Genomic DNA, 15,335 nt, shown 5'->3' on the forward strand with positions numbered 1-15,335 from the left:
ATCGTCCTACGAAAGTCGCTCGCCAATCCTTTCAACGGGTTAAGCCGGCTAGCGGAATCAGCTTGGCAAGTTTGCTGGTGTCATGCCGCAGCGGCCGCTTCCAGCCCGCGCAGGATATCGGCCTTGAGGTCCTCGACATCCTCGAGCCCGATCTGCAGCCGGATCAGCGGGCCGTCATAGGGGCCCTTGGCGACGGTACGGTCGCCGAGGAAGACCGGCACGGCAAGGCTCTCATAGCCGCCCCAGGAATAGCCGAGACCGAAGATTTTCAACGCATCGAGGAAGGCATGCTGCTGTCTCTGGCCGCCGCCTTTGAGCACGATGGAAAAGATGCCGCTCGAGCCGGAAAAATCACGCTTCCACACCGCGTGGTCGGGGTGGCTGGAGAGCGCCGGGTGCAGCACGCGGGCCACGCCGGGCTGGCCTTCAAGCCAGGCGGCAATGGCAAGCGCGCTCTTTTGATGGTGATCCAGCCGAACGCCCATCGTGCGCAGGCCGCGCAGGACTTGGTAGACGTCGTCGGGGCCGGCGCAGCAGCCCATCGTGTAGAACGTCTCGCAAAGCTGCTTCCAGCAGTTGGCATTGGCCGACACTGTGCCCAGCAGCACGTCCGAATGGCCGGCCGGATATTTCGTCGCCGCATGGATCGAGATATCGACGCCGTGGTCGAGCGGACGGAAATAGAGCGGCGTTGCCCAGGTGTTGTCCATCATGACGATGGCGCCCGTTTCATGCGCCGCCTTGGCGATTGCCGGAACGTCCTGCACCTCGAAGGTGTTGGAGGCCGGTGATTCCGTAAACACGACTTTGGTGTTCGGCTTGATCAAGCTGGCGATGCCGGCGCCGGCATGCGGATCGTAATACTCGACCTCGACACCCAGCCGCTTCAGCATCGTGTCGGCGAAATTGCGGGTCGGATGGTAGACGGAATCGACAATCAGGATGTGATCGCCTGCCGAGAGAAACGCCAGCAACGGGACGGTCACCGCCGCCAGGCCCGACGGCACGATTATGGTGCCGGCGGAGCCTTCCAGCGCGTCGATCGCATGCGCCAACGCATCGGTGGTCGGCGTGCCGCGTGTGCCATAGGTGTATTTCTGGCTGCGCGCCGCCATCGCCGACGCATTGGGATAGAGCACGGTCGAGGCATGCACGATCGGCGGATTGACGAAGCCGAAATAGTCGTGCGGATTGTTGCCCGAATGGGCAAGCCGCGTGTTGATACCCATTTCGTTGCCGTCAGTCGCCATTGCTCTTCGCCTTGTGGTGAAAGCGCTAGCCATAGAGCGGCGGCATTGGCTGTGCAACAGCGGGCGCCCGCCAGGCGGTGCCCTTTGCATAGGCCAATTCCCCCATGAATAGTCTGGAATGCGTGGCGATCCAGAGCCGCGGATTTCATGAGTGGATGTGGATTAGCGTCGACGGACTTTGCCGGTTTTATTTGCGGGGCTTGCTGCTTTCCTGATGCTGTTGTCTGCAATTCAGGCATTTGCGGCAATTGGTTTTCAAAGCTGTCGTGAAACGGTCATTTCCCTTGACCTCACAGAGATAATCGCCTTCGATGCAGTTCGTGAATGGGAGGGGCCGGGCGTCGGTTACGACGCGGGGTTCCGGGAATGAGCCGGATGGGAGCCGGGTTCACGCGGGAAAAGATCAGGATTTGCCTGAGGATCAGGGTTTACCTGAAAACAGAAAAGGGTCTGTGGGTTATGAAACACATTGCAATTGGCATTCTCGGCGCCGCTGCGCTTGGATGGATGGCTTCGGCCGCGTCGGCGAGCACGCTCGACGACGTCAAGGCGAAAGGCTTCATCCAGTGCGGTACCAACACAGGTCTTGCCGGCTTCGCTGCGCCTGACGACAAGGGTGAATGGAAAGGCATCGATGTGGATTTCTGCCGCGCGGTCGCGGCCGCCGTCTTCGGCGACGGCACCAAGGTCAAGTTCACGCCGCTCAGCGCCAAGGAGCGCTTCACCGCGCTGCAGTCGGGCGAAGTCGACATCCTGTCGCGCAACACCACCTGGACCATCAATCGGGATACGGCACTTGGCCTGAACTTCGTCGGCGTCACCTATTATGACGGCCAGGGCTTCATGATCAACGCCAAGAAGCTGCCGGGCGTCAATTCGGCGCTGCAGCTTTCGGGTGCGGCAGTCTGCGTGCAGAGCGGCACCACGACCGAGCTCAACCTCGCCGACTACTTCAAGGCGAACAAGATGGAGTACAACCCGGTCGTCTTCGAAAAGCTTGAAGAGGTCAACGCCGCCTATGACGCGGGCCGTTGCGATGTCTACACCACCGACCAGTCGGGTCTCTACGGCATCCGCCTGACGCTCAGCGCGCCGGCAGACCATGTCGTGTTGCCCGAGATCATCTCCAAGGAACCGCTCGGCCCGGCCGTGCGCCAGGGGGACGACCAGTGGTACCACATTGTCAAGTGGACCTATTTCGCGCTGCTGCAGGCAGAGGAACTGGGCATCACCCAGGCCAATGTCGACGAGATGAAGACCTCGGACAACCCGGAGATCAAGCGCGTGCTCGGCCAGGAACCCGAAACCAAGATCGGCACCGATCTCGGCGTTAGCAATGACTGGGTCGTCAACATCGTCAAGGCAGTCGGCAATTACGGTGAGATGTTCGAGCGCAATGTCGGCACCGGCAGCCCGCTGAAGATCGCGCGCGGCATCAATGCGCTGTGGACCAAGGGCGGCCTGCAATACGCGCCACCGATCCGCTGATCGAAATGCGATCCGGAAGGCAGATTGTCTGCCTTCCGGTTTCTCTTTGCAGGGGATGGGCAATGGCGTCGCAGGAAGTCCTACGCGAGGAGCCGAGCCGCGGTTCCTTCATCAACGATCCAAAAGTCCGTGGAGTTGTCTTCCAGGCGGTGGTTGTCGTCTTGCTGGTGGCGAGCGTCTGGTGGATTGTCCACAACGTCATCGACAATCTGCAGCGCCTGCACATTTCTTCCGGGTTCGGCTACCTGAAAAGCCGTGCCGGCTTCGATATCTCAGTCAGTGCCATCCCTTACAACTCGGACGACACCTATGGCAAAGCCATTGTCGTCGGGCTGATCAACACCCTCATCGTCGCCGTTGCCGGCATCATCACCGCAACCATCATCGGCTTCATCGTCGGCATCGGCCGCTTGTCGCACAACTGGCTGATCCGCAAGATCTGCACGGTCTATGTCGAGATTTTCCGCAACATCCCGCCGCTGCTGGTGATCTTCTTCTGGTATTCGGGCGTGCTGGCGGTCTTGCCCGTGGTGCGCGAAAGCATCAACCTGCCATTCGGCTCTTTTCTCAACCAGCGCGGCTTCTATCTTCCTCGTGCCATCTGGGGTGATGGCTCCTGGCTGATCTTTGTCGCCTTGCTTGTCGGCATCGCCATGGCATGGTTCGTCGCCCGCACGGCGCGCCAGCGGCAGATGGCGACCGGTCAGCAGTTTCCCGTGTTCTGGACGTCCCTGGCGCTGATCGTCGGCCTGCCGCTTCTGGCCTATGCGCTGAGCGGCTTTCCCCTGACCTTCGATTTTCCGAAGCAATCGACCTTCAACCTGGCCGGCGGTTTCCACATCGGGCCGGAATTCCTTTCGCTCTATCTGGCGCTGTCCTGCTACACGGCCTCCTTTATTGCAGAGATCGTGCGTGCCGGCATTCTCGGCGTCTCGAAGGGCCAGTCGGAAGCGGCTGGTGCTCTGGGATTGCGGCCGGGATCGATCCTGCGGCTTGTCGTCGTGCCGCAAGCCATGCGCATCGTCATCCCGCCGCTGACCAGCCAGTATCTCAACCTGACCAAGAACTCATCGCTGGCCATCGCTATTGCGTACCCGGATCTGACGGCGACCGCCGGCACAGTGCTCAACCAGACGGGGCAGGCGGTCGAAAACGTGCTGATCATGATGGTCGTCTATCTCGTCATCAGCCTGGTGACGTCGGCGGTCATGAATGTGGTCAACGCCAGGATGGCGCTGGTGGAGAGGTAAGGCCATGCAGGAACATGATACCGCTTGGGTGCGGACCGAAATGGCACTGGCGCAACAGGCGCCGGCCGGCGTGCGGGGGCCTATCGCCTGGGTCCGCAAGAACCTGATCGGTTCGGTGGGCGACACCATCCTGACCGTACTGGGCATCGCACTGGTGGTGATGATCCTGCCGCCAATCATCAACTGGGCCTTCATCAGCGCCCAGTGGGTAGGGTCCGATCGCTCGGTATGCGCCACGGCGGCGCAAGGCGGCGTTCAGCCGGATGGCTGGTCCGGCGCTTGCTGGGCGTTCGTCAACGCCAAGTTCGGCCAATTCATGCTCGGCCGCTATCCTATTGAGGAGCGCTGGCGGCCGATCCTGGTCGCCATACTATTCGTGGCGCTGCTGGTGCCGCTGCTGATCCCGCGCGTGCCGCGCAAGGGGCTGAACGCGATCCTGCTTTTCCTGGTGCTGCCGATCGTCGCTTTCGTGCTGCTGGTCGGCGGCATGTTCGGCCTGCCGCATGTGGAGACGCAGCTATGGGGCGGCCTGCTGGTGACGCTCAGCCTGGCCTTCGTCGGCATTGCAGTGTCGCTGCCGTTCGGCATCGTGCTGGCGCTCGGTCGGCGCTCGAAGATGCCGATAGTCAAGATGCTGTGCGTTATCTTCATCGAATTCGTTCGCGGCATCCCGCTGATCACCGTCCTGTTCTTTGCCAGCGTCATGCTGCCGCTGTTCCTGCCCCCCGGCGTTTCCTTCGACAAGTTCCTCAGGGCGCTGATCGGCTTCTCGTTGTTTGCCGCCGCCTACATGGCGGAGGTGGTGCGCGGCGGTCTGCAGGCGATCCCCAAGGGCCAGTATGAGGGTGCGGATTCGCTTGGTCTCGGTTACTGGCAGAAGATGAACCTTATCGTGCTGCCGCAAGCGCTGAAGCTGGTCATACCCGGCATCGTCAACACCTTCATCGGCATGTTGAAAGACACAAGCCTGGTTATCATCATCTCGATGTTCGACCTGCTCGGTGTCGTCAAGCAGAACTTCTCCGATCCCAACTGGGCGACGCCGCAGACCACCAAGTCCGGCCTGATTTTCGCTGCCTTCGTCTTCTGGCTGTTCTGCTTCGGCATGTCGCGCTATTCGATGTATACGGAACGCCGGCTGGACACCGGCCACAAACGTTAAAAACAAATAAGGGGAACCTGCCATGGTCATAGAAAACGCCGTCAGCGCCGAAGAGATCAAGGTCGATGCCAAGAAGATGCACATCTCGACCACCGATGTCGCAATCGACATCATCGGCATGCACAAATGGTATGGCGAGTTCCATGTGCTGAAGGACATCAACCTCAAGGTGATGCGCGGCGAGCGCATCGTCATCTGCGGTCCTTCGGGCTCGGGCAAGTCGACCATGATCCGCTGCATCAACCGGCTGGAAGAGCACCAGAAGGGCAAGATCATCGTCGACGGCAAGGAACTCACCAACGATCTCAAGAAGATCGACGAGGTGCGCCGCGAGGTCGGCATGGTGTTCCAGCACTTCAACCTGTTCCCGCATCTGACCATCCTGGAGAACTGCACGCTGGCGCCGATCTGGGTGCGCAAGACGCCGAAGAAGCAGGCCGAGGAAATCGCCATGCACTTCCTCAAGCGCGTCAAGATCCCCGAACAGGCCAACAAATATCCGGGCCAGCTGTCGGGCGGCCAGCAGCAGCGCGTGGCGATAGCGCGTTCGCTGTGCATGAACCCGCGCATCATGCTGTTCGATGAGCCGACCTCGGCGCTCGATCCAGAAATGATCAAGGAAGTGCTGGAGACGATGGTGGGCCTGGCCGAGGAAGGCATGACCATGCTGTGCGTCACCCACGAAATGGGCTTTGCCCGCAAAGTGGCCAACCGGGTGATCTTCATGGATCAGGGCCAGATCGTCGAACAGAACACGCCGGCCGAGTTCTTCGACCATCCGCGCCACGAGCGCACCAAGCTGTTTCTGTCGCAGATCCTGCACTGAGCATTTTCATGCGAAGCAAAAGAGCCCGGCCGCAATGCGGCCGGGCTCTTTTGCTATCTGGGGTCGGGATTGATCTTCTCCATTGAAACGCAAAGCCGCCGCCGCATGAGAAAAACCCTGCGTTTCCTGGCCATGCTGATTATCGTGGTCGCGCTCGCTGCCACGCTCGGCACGCTGGTGCCGCGTCCGCTGTGGCCGGCGTCAGCGGCGGGTGAGGGCACGCGCCATATTCTGGTGCTGGAGAATCCGATCCACACCGACATCGCCATTCCCGTCGATGACGAGGTGCGCCGGCGCTTCCATTTCCTGGTCGCTGCCGGCATCCCTGTCGACGCCCCGGAAGTGCGCTACATCGTCTTTGGCTGGGGCGGCCGGGCCTTCTATCTGGAGACGCCGAGCTGGTCGCAGCTGAAGACAGTGCCCGTCCTCAAGGCGCTGACACTGGACGCCTCGGTCATGCATGTCGATATCGCCGGGGCCATCGCCGAGCCGCACCCTGCTGCCACCGGTTTCGACATCGATGAGGAACGTTTTGCAGCGCTGCTCGACTATATCGACGCGAGTTTCCAGCAAGGGCCGCACGGTCCTGTGGTCATCGAGAACGCCGCCTATTCCAGCTTCGACCGCTTCTTCGAGGCGAACGGCCATTTCAACGCGCTGGTCGGCTGCAACACCTGGACAGCCGCCGGCCTGCGCACCGGCTGGTGGAACCCGCTGCCGGCCTCGCTGGGCTTGTCGATGCGGTTTTATAACTAGCAGTCCTTCATCGCACCGCGACAGTGTTGGATCTTTTGAAGTCAGCGGGACGGCACCCCCCTCTGGCCTGCCGGCCATCTCCCCCGCAAGGGGGGAGATCAGCCGTTTTGCCCGCGGCGCTCCTGCTGCAACGCCGGCGATTTTGGCGAAGGCGACGGCGACATCCAATCTCCCCCCTTGCGGGGGAGATGTCCGGCAGGACAGAGGGGGGTGGGAAGGATCGCTACGTCGACGATCTAGACTGCCGAGTGTCCGCTCGCCATCCATAGAGCCAGTCGAGGTCGGCGGCGAGCTTGTCGGGCGAGCGCATGGCCAGGAACAGATTGCGGGCGATCGCCACCGGGCCGGCAGCATGCCAGGCGAGGCGGTTTACGGCCCCACGACGCGCGGCCTTGGCGACACGCGGCCGCCGAAGATTTTCCCAGATTCGAAAACTTCTGGGCAGATCGCCAGGGAAATCGGCGATAGCCTCGGCAAGCGTGATGGCATCTTCGATCGCCATCGCGGCACCTTGCGCCGCAAACGGCGTCATCGCGTGCGCGGCGTCGCCGATCAGCGCGATGCCCTGCGGGCTCGTCCACCGCTTCTGTTCGACGGTGTGGATCGGAAAGGCCGTCCATGGGCCGGCCAGTGCCACAAGCTTCGTCAGGCCCGGCGCGGTGCCGCGCAGGGCAGCCGTGAGGATCGCGGGATCGGCATGGCCCGACCAACCTTCGGCCATGCGCTCACCCTTGGTGAAGGCGGCGAGATTGAAGGCCTGGCCTTTGCTGACGGGGTAGGCGACCATGTGGAAGCCAGGATGCAGGAACGTGGTGACGCAGTCGGCGGCGCCGATCGCGGCAAAGGCTTCTCCGGCCGCACCGTCGGCTGCGATTGTAGCCCGCCAGGCGAGTTCGCCCGAAAAACGGCTTTTGACGAAGTCCTCGCCTGCGAGTTGCGCCCGGACCGCCGACCAGACGCCGTCGGCGCCGACCAGCAGTTTGCCGCGTGCCTCGATCTCGCGGCCGTCCACTTCGGCGGTCACGGCGACATATTGCGCGTCTTTGACGATGCCGGTCACGCGGGCGCCGGTGATGAGCTCAATCTCTGGCCGTTCGGCCATTTGCGCCAGCAGCGCTGCCTGCAGATCGGCGCGGTGAGCGACGAGATAAGGCGCCTGCCAGCGCGCTTCGGCGGCTTGCCCAAGCGGTACCCGCGCCAGTTCGCGCAGCGTCCCGGCGTCCTTGAGCACGACCGCTTCCGGCCGCAACGCTGCCGGCAGCAGCCGGTCGAGCACGCCGAGTTTTCCAAGAATGCGTGTTGCGTTGGGCGAAAGCTGGATGCCGGCGCCGGCCGCGTCTAGGTGCTGTGCCTGTTCGATCAGCTTTACCGGATAACCCCGTCCGGCGAAGGCAAGGGCAGCGGTCAGCCCGGCGATGCCGGCCCCGGCGATTATGACCTGCCGGGACCTGATGTCTTCCATCGGGCTTGTCGCGGAAGGATCAGGCGGCCTGGTCGATATAAAGGCAACCGGCCGGCAGCGTTTCCGTCGCCCTCAGCTTCGCCGAATAGCGGTAGAGCGTCGAGCAGTAGGGACAGACCTTTTCATTGTCGTCGCCCATGTCGAGGAACACATGCGGGTGGTCGAAGGGCGGGTTGGCGCCGGTGCACATGAATTCCTTGACGCCGATGTCGATTGCCGGATGGCCCGCATCGTTCTGGAAATGGGGAATGGAACCGCCTGCCATCGTCGTCTCCTTGATCTCGTCGAAAAGCATCTGGAACATAACAGGCCTGTTTGCAAGATCGATGAAATGAAACTGTCGCAAAAGCCTGTCAGAGGATACGTTGAGCCGGTTAAGTGCATGTCCCTGAAATCGGAACGGTTTTCGCCGAAGGGTCATGCGCCACAAAAGCGTGTTAGAGGCATGGCACGTCCAGCGGCGCTCCAAGGGACGGTTGGCGGGGGAAGAGCAGGAACCATGAACGAACTGAAGCCGGTGCAGAGCGAATTCATCAATGTCGAGGTGGCGAGCCCCGAGGGCGGCAACCCCGATCGGTTCGTCAACCGTGAGTTCTCCTGGCTGCAGTTCAACCGGCGTGTGCTCGAGGAATCCCAGAACCAGCACCATCCGCTGCTCGAACGCGTCCGTTTCCTGTCGATTTCAGCCGCCAATCTCGACGAATTCTTCATGGTCCGCGTCGCCGGCCTTGCCGGCCAGGTGCGCGAAGGCATTGCGCTCAAGAGCCCCGACGGCCGCACGCCGGAGCAGCAGCTGGAACAATTGCTGCGCGAGGTCGAGCGGCTGCAGGAGGACCAGCAGAACAGCCTTTCGGCGCTGATGTTGCTGCTCAACAAGGAAGGCATTGAGAGCATCACCCGCGATGCACTGACCAAGGATGAGAAAGTCTGGCTGGAAGATCATTTCCAGGACCAGGTCTTCCCGGTCCTGACTCCACTGTCGATCGACCCGGCGCATCCGTTTCCGTTCATTCCCAATCTCGGCTTCTCGATGGCGCTGCAATTGCGCCACCGCAAGAATGGCGAGGAGATGAGCGCGCTTCTGCGCCTGCCGGTGGCGCTGAAGCGCTTCATCCGCCTGCCCGACCGCAAGCAGCACGTTCGCTTCATTCCACTGGAGGAGGCTGTCGGCCTCTATATCGGCAAGCTGTTCCCCGGCTATGAGGTCAAGGGTTCCGGCACCTTCCGCATCATCCGGGACAGCGATATCGAGGTCGAGGAAGAGTCGGAAGATCTCGTGCGCCTGTTCGAGACGGCGCTGAAGCGGCGCCGCCGCGGTTCGGTCATCCGCATCGAATTCGACAAGTCGATGCCCGGTGAATTGCGCGAGTTCGTCGCCGGCGAGCTTGGCGTCTCTTCGAGCCGCATCAGCGTTCTGACCGGCCCGCTGGCGCTCAGCCAGATTTCCGAGATCGTCGCCGTGCCGCGCGACGACCTGAAGTTCACCCCCTACAATCCGCGCTTTCCCGAGCGCATCCGCGAGCATGGCGGCGATTGTTTCGCGGCCATCCGCGAGAAGGACATCGTCGTCCACCACCCCTATGAATCCTTCGACGTGGTGGTCCAGTTCCTGCGCCAGGCAATGGCCGACCCGGAGGTGGTGGCAATCAAGCAGACGCTCTACCGCACCTCCAACGACAGCCCGATCGTGCGCGCCTTGGTCGACGCGGCCGAGGCCGGCAAGTCGGTGACCGCCCTGGTCGAGCTCAAGGCGCGCTTCGACGAGGAAGCCAACATCCGCTGGGCGCGCGACCTCGAACGCGCCGGCGTCCAGGTCGTGTTCGGCTTCCTCGAACTCAAAACCCATGCGAAAATGTCGCTTGTGGTGCGGCGCGAGGACGGCAAGCTGCGCAACTATGTCCATCTCGGCACCGGCAACTACCATCCGGTGACCGCGCGCATCTACACCGACCTGTCCTTCTTCACCACCGATCCGACGATCGCGCGCGATGTCGCCCAGCTGTTCAACTTCATCACCGGCTATGCCGAGCCGACCGATGAGATGCGGATCGCCATCTCGCCGTTTACGCTGCGCAGCCGTATCCTCAAGCACATTGCCGACGAGGTCGCCCACGCGCTGGCTGGCCGTCCGGCGCGCATCTGGATGAAGATGAACGCGCTCGTCGATCCCAACATCATTGATGCGCTCTATGACGCCAGCCGTGCCGGCGTCGAGATCGATCTCGTCGTGCGCGGCATCTGCTGCCTGCGGCCGCAGGTGCCCGGCCTGTCGGAAAACATCAGGGTCAAGTCGATCGTCGGCCGCTTCCTCGAACACAGCCGCATCTATTGCTTCGGCAACGGCCATGGCCTGCCGTCGGACGAGGCGATCGTCTACATCGCCTCGGCCGACTTGATGCCACGCAATCTCGACCGCCGCGTCGAGACCATGGTGCCGATCACCAACCCGACGGTGCATGAACAGATCCTTGGCCAGATCATGCTGGGCAACATCATGGACAACCAGCAAAGTTTCGACGTATTGGCTGACGGAACCTCCCGGCGCGTCGTGCTGGAGGAGGGTGAGGAACCGTTCAACGCGCAGGAATATTTCATGACCAATCCGAGCCTGTCGGGACGGGGTGACGCGCTGAAGTCGCATGCGCCCAAGCGCATCGCGCAGTTCAAGCGTCGCAAGAAGAACACCGGCTGATGATTTCAACGTCCCAAGGCCGGCTGCAGGATCGCCGGCCGCTGTCCATTATCGACATCGGCTCGAACTCGATCCGCCTTGTCGTCTATGAGGGGCTGGCGCGCTCGCCGACCTTGCTGTTCAACGAAAAGATGCTGGCCGGCCTAGGCCGCGGCATCGTTTCGACCGGCAAGCTCGACCCCGAGGCGGTGACGCGCTCGATGGAGGAGTTCCGCCGTTTCCGTGCGCTCTCCGACCAGGCCGGCGCGGAGCACATGTATGTGTTGGCGACGGCCGCGGCCCGCGAAGCGATCAACGGCCCCGATTTCATCCACCGCGCCCAGGATGTGCTCAAGACCGAGATCCGCGTGCTCACTGGCCGGCAGGAGGCGCATTATTCGGCGCTTGGCGTCATTTCGGGCTTCCACCCCGCCAATGGCATTGCCGGTGATCTTGGCGGCGGCAGCCTGGAGCTTATCGACATCAATGGCGAGGCGATCGGCGACGGCATCACGCTGCCGCTGGGTGGCCTGCGGCTGCAGGACATGGCCAGGAATTCGCTCGCCCAGGCGGCAAAGATCACCCGCGACGAACTGGCGCGCGCCAAATTGTTGAAGGGCGGGCTGGGACGGCCCTTTTACGCCGTTGGCGGCACCTGGCGAAACCTTGCCCGGCTGCACATGGAAATGACCAACTACCCGCTTGGCGTCATGCACCACTATGAGATCGGTGTCGAAAGCGCCGCCAATTTCCTGAAGCAGGTGGCGAAAGGCGAGATCGAGAAGGTCAAGGGCATCGAAGGTGTGTCGAAGAACCGCCGTTCGCTGCTGCCCTATGGCGCGGTCGTGCTGCAGGAGATCATGGCGGCGATGCAACCGTCGAAGATCATCGTCTCGGCATTGGGCGTGCGCGAAGGGTTTCTCTATTCGCTGCTCGACCCTGCCGAGCAGAAGGCCGATCCGCTGGTCTCCGCTTCGGAGGAACTGGCGCGGCTGCGGTCGCGCTCGGTCACCCATGCGCATGAGCTTGTTGAATGGACGGACAAGACCTTTGCCGCCTTCGGCATCGACGAGACGGAGGATGAGGCACGCTATCGCCACGCTGCCTGTCTGCTGGCCGATATAGGCTGGCGCGCACACCCGGAATATCGCGGCAAGCAGTCGCTCAACATCATTGCCCACGCATCCTTCATTGGCGTCGATCACCCCGGCCGTGCCTTCCTGGCGCTGGTCGGCCTGTTCCGCCACGAAGGCGTGTTCAACGATGCGGCGCCGGAAATCCGCGGCCTGGCGACGCCGCGCTATCTCGAGCGCGCCCGCATCCTGGCGGCGGTGCTGCGCGTCGTCTATCTGCTGACTGCGGCCATGCCCGGCGTCATGCCGCGGCTGAAATGGGAAAACCGCGGCAATGGCACGTTGGCGCTGGTGCTGCCGGCCTCACTTTCCGATCTTTACGGCGAACGCCCGGCCGGACGGCTGGCGCAACTGGCGCGGATCACCAACCGCCGGCTGGTGCTGGCGGTCGAGGGTGGGCAGAGCGTGTCGGTGAAGTAGGCGCGGCCTGACAGCAAAACCATGTCGTCGTCGGCCTCGCGTTCGAGCACCGGCTTCCTCAATCCGTCGCTGCTTCGCACCGCCACCTTCCCCCTCCGGAGGGAAAGGAAGGGAGCCTCGTTGGAAAGCGTTGGCGGCAATAGGCTCGCGCCCTTCCTCTACCCCGTCGATCGGGGGAGAGGGGGCTCGGCGAAGCCGAGACGGAGTGGGGGTCGACCTGCCTCGGGCATCGATGGTTCAACCGGGACGATATTTGACGATATCAGACCGCGGCACCGCGCCCGTCGATCGACCAGGCCCCGGCGCCGGCCATGGCTAGCGCCAGGAATCCGCCGGCGATGGCAATATCCTTCATCAGCATCTGCTGGTGCAGGAAGGTGAGCATCGGGTCATCGCCGCCCTGGCCGTAGTGGCCGATGGAGCCTGCAACGATGCAGAAAGCGGCAAGAAGTATCGCAACGACCGGCGTCTGAAAGCCGACCAGTATCAAGAGACCGGCAATCAACTCGAACAGCCCGGTGCCCCAGGCGGCAAGCGTCGGCAATGGCATGCCGAGGCCGGCGAAATAGCCGGTCGTCCCGGCAATGTCGGCGAGCGCGTGGTAGCCGGAGGGAACGAGCAGGGCGGCGAGCAGCAGCCGGGAAATCAGAAGCAATGCATCGCGGGGCATGGTCATCTCCGTTGTCTGTCCGCCGGCTGTTTCGAGACCGATCCTAGCAGGGATGGGACGGGCGCGCGCTTGGGCAGACAACGAAAAAGCGGCGTGGAAAATTCCACGCCGCTTTTTTCAGGCTTGGGAGGGAAAGCTCAGCCGCGCTTGGCGTCGATCGAGTAGGCGCCAGGGCCTGAGGAAGCCAGCAGCAGGAAACCCCCGGTGATGGCGACGTTCTTCAGGAAATGGATCATCTGGTTCTGGTCGGCCCAGCCGGTATGGGCGACAAAGGCCGAGGCGATGGTGAAGACCGCGAGCACCCAGGCGGCGATGCGGGTCTGAAAGCCAACGAGCACGGCAAGGCCGCCGAGCAATTCGATCAGGCCGACGACAATGGCCGTTATGGTCGGCACCGGCAGGCCCATGGCGCCGAAATAGCCGGCGGTGCCCGAAATGGCGGTGAGCTTGCCGAAGCCGGAAAGCAGGAAGGTGGCGGCGAGCAGGATGCGGCCGAGCAGGATGGTGGTGGAACTGTTGGACGCGATGCCGGCGCCGGCAGCGGAAGTGTTGATGGACATGGTGGCTCTCCGAAAAGGGTTGATGTCCCGTCAGATAGACCAAGCCGACTGTTCACCAAAGCCGCCAGTCCGGCGACACATTGTTCACAGGACGTACATTTCGGGATCGTTCGACCGACGCAAAATTCTTGTCGCGGCCAGCAGCGGCGGGAGCAAATTGTCCCGCCACACAATTCGGATTCTAGTTGACGCAATTCCCAAGAAGAGGGGCTGCGCGCTTCCCGAGGAAACGCAAGGCACTTTCCCTGGAATCGCTTAACCCGGATGCGTCATGTCCTCCGGCCGCACCAGCCGGTCGTAGTCTGCCTCGCTGACCAGCCCGGTGGCCAGTGCTTCCTCGCGCAAGGTGGTGCCCTTCTTGTGCGCGGTCTTGGCGATCTTGGCGGCATTGTCGTACCCGATCGTCGGCGCCAGCGCTGTCACCAGCATCAGCGAGCGGTCGAGCGCGGCCTTGATGTTGTCTTCGCGCGCCTCGATACCGACGACGCAATTGTCGGTGAAGGAGATCGAAGCGTCGGCCAGCAGCTGCACCGACTGCAGGAAGTTGTAGGCCATCAGCGGGTTGTAGACGTTGAGCTCGAAATGGCCCTGGCTGCCGGCGAAGGTCAGCGAGGCGTTGTTGCCGAACACCTGCACGCAGACCTGCGTCAGAGCCTCGCACTGCGTCGGGTTGACCTTGCCAGGCATGATCGAGGAACCCGGCTCGTTTTCCGGCAGCGACAGTTCGCCGAGGCCCGAGCGCGGGCCGGAGCCGAGGAAGCGGATGTCGTTGGCGATCTTGAAGAGGGCGGCGGCCGCCGCGTTGATGGCGCCATGCGAGAACACCATGGAATCGTGCGCGGCGAGCGCCTCGAACTTGTTCGGCGCGGTGACGAAGGCAATGCCGGTAATGTCGGCGATGCGCGCCGCCACCTTTTCCGCAAAGCCGACCGGCGCATTGAGGCCGGTGCCGACTGCGGTGCCGCCCTGCGCCAGTTCCTGCAGGCCGGGCAGCGTCATCTCGATGCGCTTGATCGAAGAGGCCACCTGTGCGGCATAGCCGGAAAATTCCTGGCCCAGCGTGAGGGGGGTGGCATCCTGCGTATGGGTGCGGCCGATCTTGATGATGTGGGCGAAAGCCTTTGTCTTGACCTCGAGCGCGGCGTGCAGATGCCTAAGCGCCGGCAGCAGATCGTGCACGATGCGCTCGGCGCAAGCGATGTGCATGGCTGTCGGGTAGGTGTCGTTCGACGACTGGCTCATATTGACGTGGTCGTTGGGGTGCACCGGCTTCTTCGAGCCCATGACGCCGCCCAGAAGTTCGATCGCCCGGTTGGAGATCACCTCGTTGGCGTTCATGTTGGACTGCGTGCCCGAGCCGGTCTGCCACACGACCAGCGGGAAATGGTCGTTGAGCTTGCCGTCGATCACCTCTTGCGCCGCCTCGATGATCGCCTTGCCGACTTCCGGATCGAGCCGCTTCAGCTCCATATTGGCTTCCGCCGCCGCTCGCTTGACGATGCCGAGCGCACGCACGATCGAGGCCGGCTGCTTTTCCCAGCCTATCCTGAAATTGCCGAGGGAACGCTGCGCCTGCGCGCCCCAGTAACGGTCGGCGGCAACCTCGATGGGGCCGAACGTGTCGGTTTCGGTTCTGGTCCTGGCAGCGGTCACTTGTCTCTCCGACGATCGAATTCGGCAACGGCGT

General features: G+C 62.7%; 14 protein-coding genes. 8 read left to right on the forward strand and 6 right to left on the reverse strand.

Going from position 1 to position 15,335, the window contains the following annotated elements; genetic code table 11:
- Nucleotides 1-80 precede the first annotated feature (80 nt).
- A complete protein-coding gene (locus AC3EML_RS16180) occupies nucleotides 81-1,250 on the reverse strand; it encodes a cystathionine beta-lyase (RefSeq protein WP_352520963.1) in 1,170 nt (389 codons plus the stop codon).
- A 178-nt stretch (nucleotides 1,251-1,428) separates the two neighbouring features.
- Between AC3EML_RS16180 and AC3EML_RS16185 the strand changes: the two genes are divergently transcribed.
- The 6 genes from AC3EML_RS16185 to AC3EML_RS16210 all read left to right on the forward strand — a co-directional run bounded on the left by AC3EML_RS16185 (nucleotide 1,429) and on the right by AC3EML_RS16210 (nucleotide 6,732).
- A complete protein-coding gene (locus AC3EML_RS16185; protein ID WP_023684328.1) occupies nucleotides 1,429-1,620 on the forward strand; it encodes a hypothetical protein in 192 nt (63 codons plus the stop codon).
- Nucleotides 1,621-1,709: 89 nt separating this feature from the next.
- Nucleotides 1,710-2,738: an amino acid ABC transporter substrate-binding protein gene (locus AC3EML_RS16190; protein ID WP_023684327.1), complete on the forward strand. Its 1,029-nt coding sequence runs from the start codon at nucleotides 1,710-1,712 to the stop codon at nucleotides 2,736-2,738.
- A gap of 62 nt (nucleotides 2,739-2,800) precedes the next feature.
- Complete coding sequence (locus AC3EML_RS16195; protein WP_023689901.1) at nucleotides 2,801-3,988, forward strand: amino acid ABC transporter permease; 1,188 nt, start codon at nucleotides 2,801-2,803, stop codon at nucleotides 3,986-3,988.
- 4 nt (nucleotides 3,989-3,992) lie between these two features.
- A complete protein-coding gene (locus AC3EML_RS16200) occupies nucleotides 3,993-5,150 on the forward strand; it encodes an amino acid ABC transporter permease (RefSeq protein WP_023684325.1) in 1,158 nt (385 codons plus the stop codon).
- Nucleotides 5,151-5,172: 22 nt separating this feature from the next.
- Entirely contained in the window at nucleotides 5,173-5,976 is an 804-nt protein-coding gene (locus AC3EML_RS16205; protein WP_023671483.1) for an amino acid ABC transporter ATP-binding protein, read from the forward strand.
- Nucleotides 5,977-6,081: 105 nt separating this feature from the next.
- Entirely contained in the window at nucleotides 6,082-6,732 is a 651-nt protein-coding gene (locus AC3EML_RS16210) for a TIGR02117 family protein (protein ID WP_352520962.1), read from the forward strand.
- A gap of 223 nt (nucleotides 6,733-6,955) precedes the next feature.
- On the opposite strand, the gene AC3EML_RS16215 is transcribed toward AC3EML_RS16210, so the two are convergent.
- Both AC3EML_RS16215 and AC3EML_RS16220 read right to left on the reverse strand, forming a co-directional pair.
- Nucleotides 6,956-8,194 carry an FAD-dependent monooxygenase gene (locus AC3EML_RS16215; RefSeq protein ID WP_352520961.1) on the reverse strand — a complete coding sequence of 413 codons (1,239 nt, stop codon included), beginning with the start codon at nucleotides 8,192-8,194 and terminating at the stop codon, nucleotides 6,956-6,958.
- Between the two features lie 19 nt (nucleotides 8,195-8,213).
- On the reverse strand, nucleotides 8,214-8,459 hold the full coding sequence (locus AC3EML_RS16220; RefSeq protein ID WP_023705697.1) for a zinc-finger domain-containing protein: 246 nt from the start codon (nucleotides 8,457-8,459) through the stop codon (nucleotides 8,214-8,216).
- A 234-nt stretch (nucleotides 8,460-8,693) separates the two neighbouring features.
- On the opposite strand from AC3EML_RS16220, the gene AC3EML_RS16225 reads away from it, so the two are divergent.
- Together AC3EML_RS16225 and ppx are read left to right on the forward strand one after the other, a co-directional pair.
- Nucleotides 8,694-10,886, forward strand: a complete 2,193-nt coding sequence (locus AC3EML_RS16225; RefSeq protein WP_023689905.1) for an RNA degradosome polyphosphate kinase — start codon at nucleotides 8,694-8,696, stop codon at nucleotides 10,884-10,886.
- Nucleotides 10,886-12,418: an exopolyphosphatase gene (gene ppx, locus AC3EML_RS16230; protein ID WP_023804989.1), complete on the forward strand. Its 1,533-nt coding sequence runs from the start codon at nucleotides 10,886-10,888 to the stop codon at nucleotides 12,416-12,418. The genes AC3EML_RS16225 and ppx overlap by 1 nt, the downstream gene beginning before the upstream one ends.
- 262 nt (nucleotides 12,419-12,680) lie before the next feature.
- On the opposite strand, the gene AC3EML_RS16235 is transcribed toward ppx, so the two are convergent.
- The 3 genes from AC3EML_RS16235 to fumC form a co-directional block, all read right to left on the reverse strand.
- A complete protein-coding gene (locus tag AC3EML_RS16235) occupies nucleotides 12,681-13,088 on the reverse strand; it encodes a DoxX family protein (protein ID WP_023715186.1) in 408 nt (135 codons plus the stop codon).
- A gap of 137 nt (nucleotides 13,089-13,225) precedes the next feature.
- Nucleotides 13,226-13,648 carry a DoxX family protein gene (locus AC3EML_RS16240; protein WP_352520960.1) on the reverse strand — a complete coding sequence of 141 codons (423 nt, stop codon included), beginning with the start codon at nucleotides 13,646-13,648 and terminating at the stop codon, nucleotides 13,226-13,228.
- A gap of 255 nt (nucleotides 13,649-13,903) precedes the next feature.
- Nucleotides 13,904-15,301, reverse strand: a complete 1,398-nt coding sequence (gene fumC, locus AC3EML_RS16245) for a class II fumarate hydratase (protein ID WP_023671491.1) — start codon at nucleotides 15,299-15,301, stop codon at nucleotides 13,904-13,906.
- Nucleotides 15,302-15,335: the final 34 nt, after the last annotated feature.

Source organism: Mesorhizobium sp. P170090, from assembly GCF_057786115.1.

Bases quoted from the DNA above. Each gene is read 5' to 3' on its own strand.
- AC3EML_RS16180 (WP_352520963.1), bottom strand. From the start codon at position 1,250: ATGGCGACTGACGGCAACGAAATGGGTATCAACACGCGGCTTGCCCAT.
- AC3EML_RS16190 (WP_023684327.1), top strand. From the start codon at position 1,710: ATGAAACACATTGCAATTGGCATTCTCGGCGCCGCTGCGCTTGGATGG.
- AC3EML_RS16195 (WP_023689901.1), top strand. From the start codon at position 2,801: ATGGCGTCGCAGGAAGTCCTACGCGAGGAGCCGAGCCGCGGTTCCTTC.
- AC3EML_RS16200 (WP_023684325.1), top strand. From the start codon at position 3,993: ATGCAGGAACATGATACCGCTTGGGTGCGGACCGAAATGGCACTGGCG.
- AC3EML_RS16205 (WP_023671483.1), top strand. From the start codon at position 5,173: ATGGTCATAGAAAACGCCGTCAGCGCCGAAGAGATCAAGGTCGATGCC.
- AC3EML_RS16210 (WP_352520962.1), top strand. From the start codon at position 6,082: ATGAGAAAAACCCTGCGTTTCCTGGCCATGCTGATTATCGTGGTCGCG.
- AC3EML_RS16215 (WP_352520961.1), bottom strand. From the start codon at position 8,194: ATGGAAGACATCAGGTCCCGGCAGGTCATAATCGCCGGGGCCGGCATC.
- AC3EML_RS16220 (WP_023705697.1), bottom strand. From the start codon at position 8,459: ATGGCAGGCGGTTCCATTCCCCATTTCCAGAACGATGCGGGCCATCCG.
- AC3EML_RS16225 (WP_023689905.1), top strand. From the start codon at position 8,694: ATGAACGAACTGAAGCCGGTGCAGAGCGAATTCATCAATGTCGAGGTG.
- ppx (WP_023804989.1), top strand. From the start codon at position 10,886: ATGATTTCAACGTCCCAAGGCCGGCTGCAGGATCGCCGGCCGCTGTCC.
- AC3EML_RS16235 (WP_023715186.1), bottom strand. From the start codon at position 13,088: ATGCCCCGCGATGCATTGCTTCTGATTTCCCGGCTGCTGCTCGCCGCC.
- AC3EML_RS16240 (WP_352520960.1), bottom strand. From the start codon at position 13,648: ATGTCCATCAACACTTCCGCTGCCGGCGCCGGCATCGCGTCCAACAGT.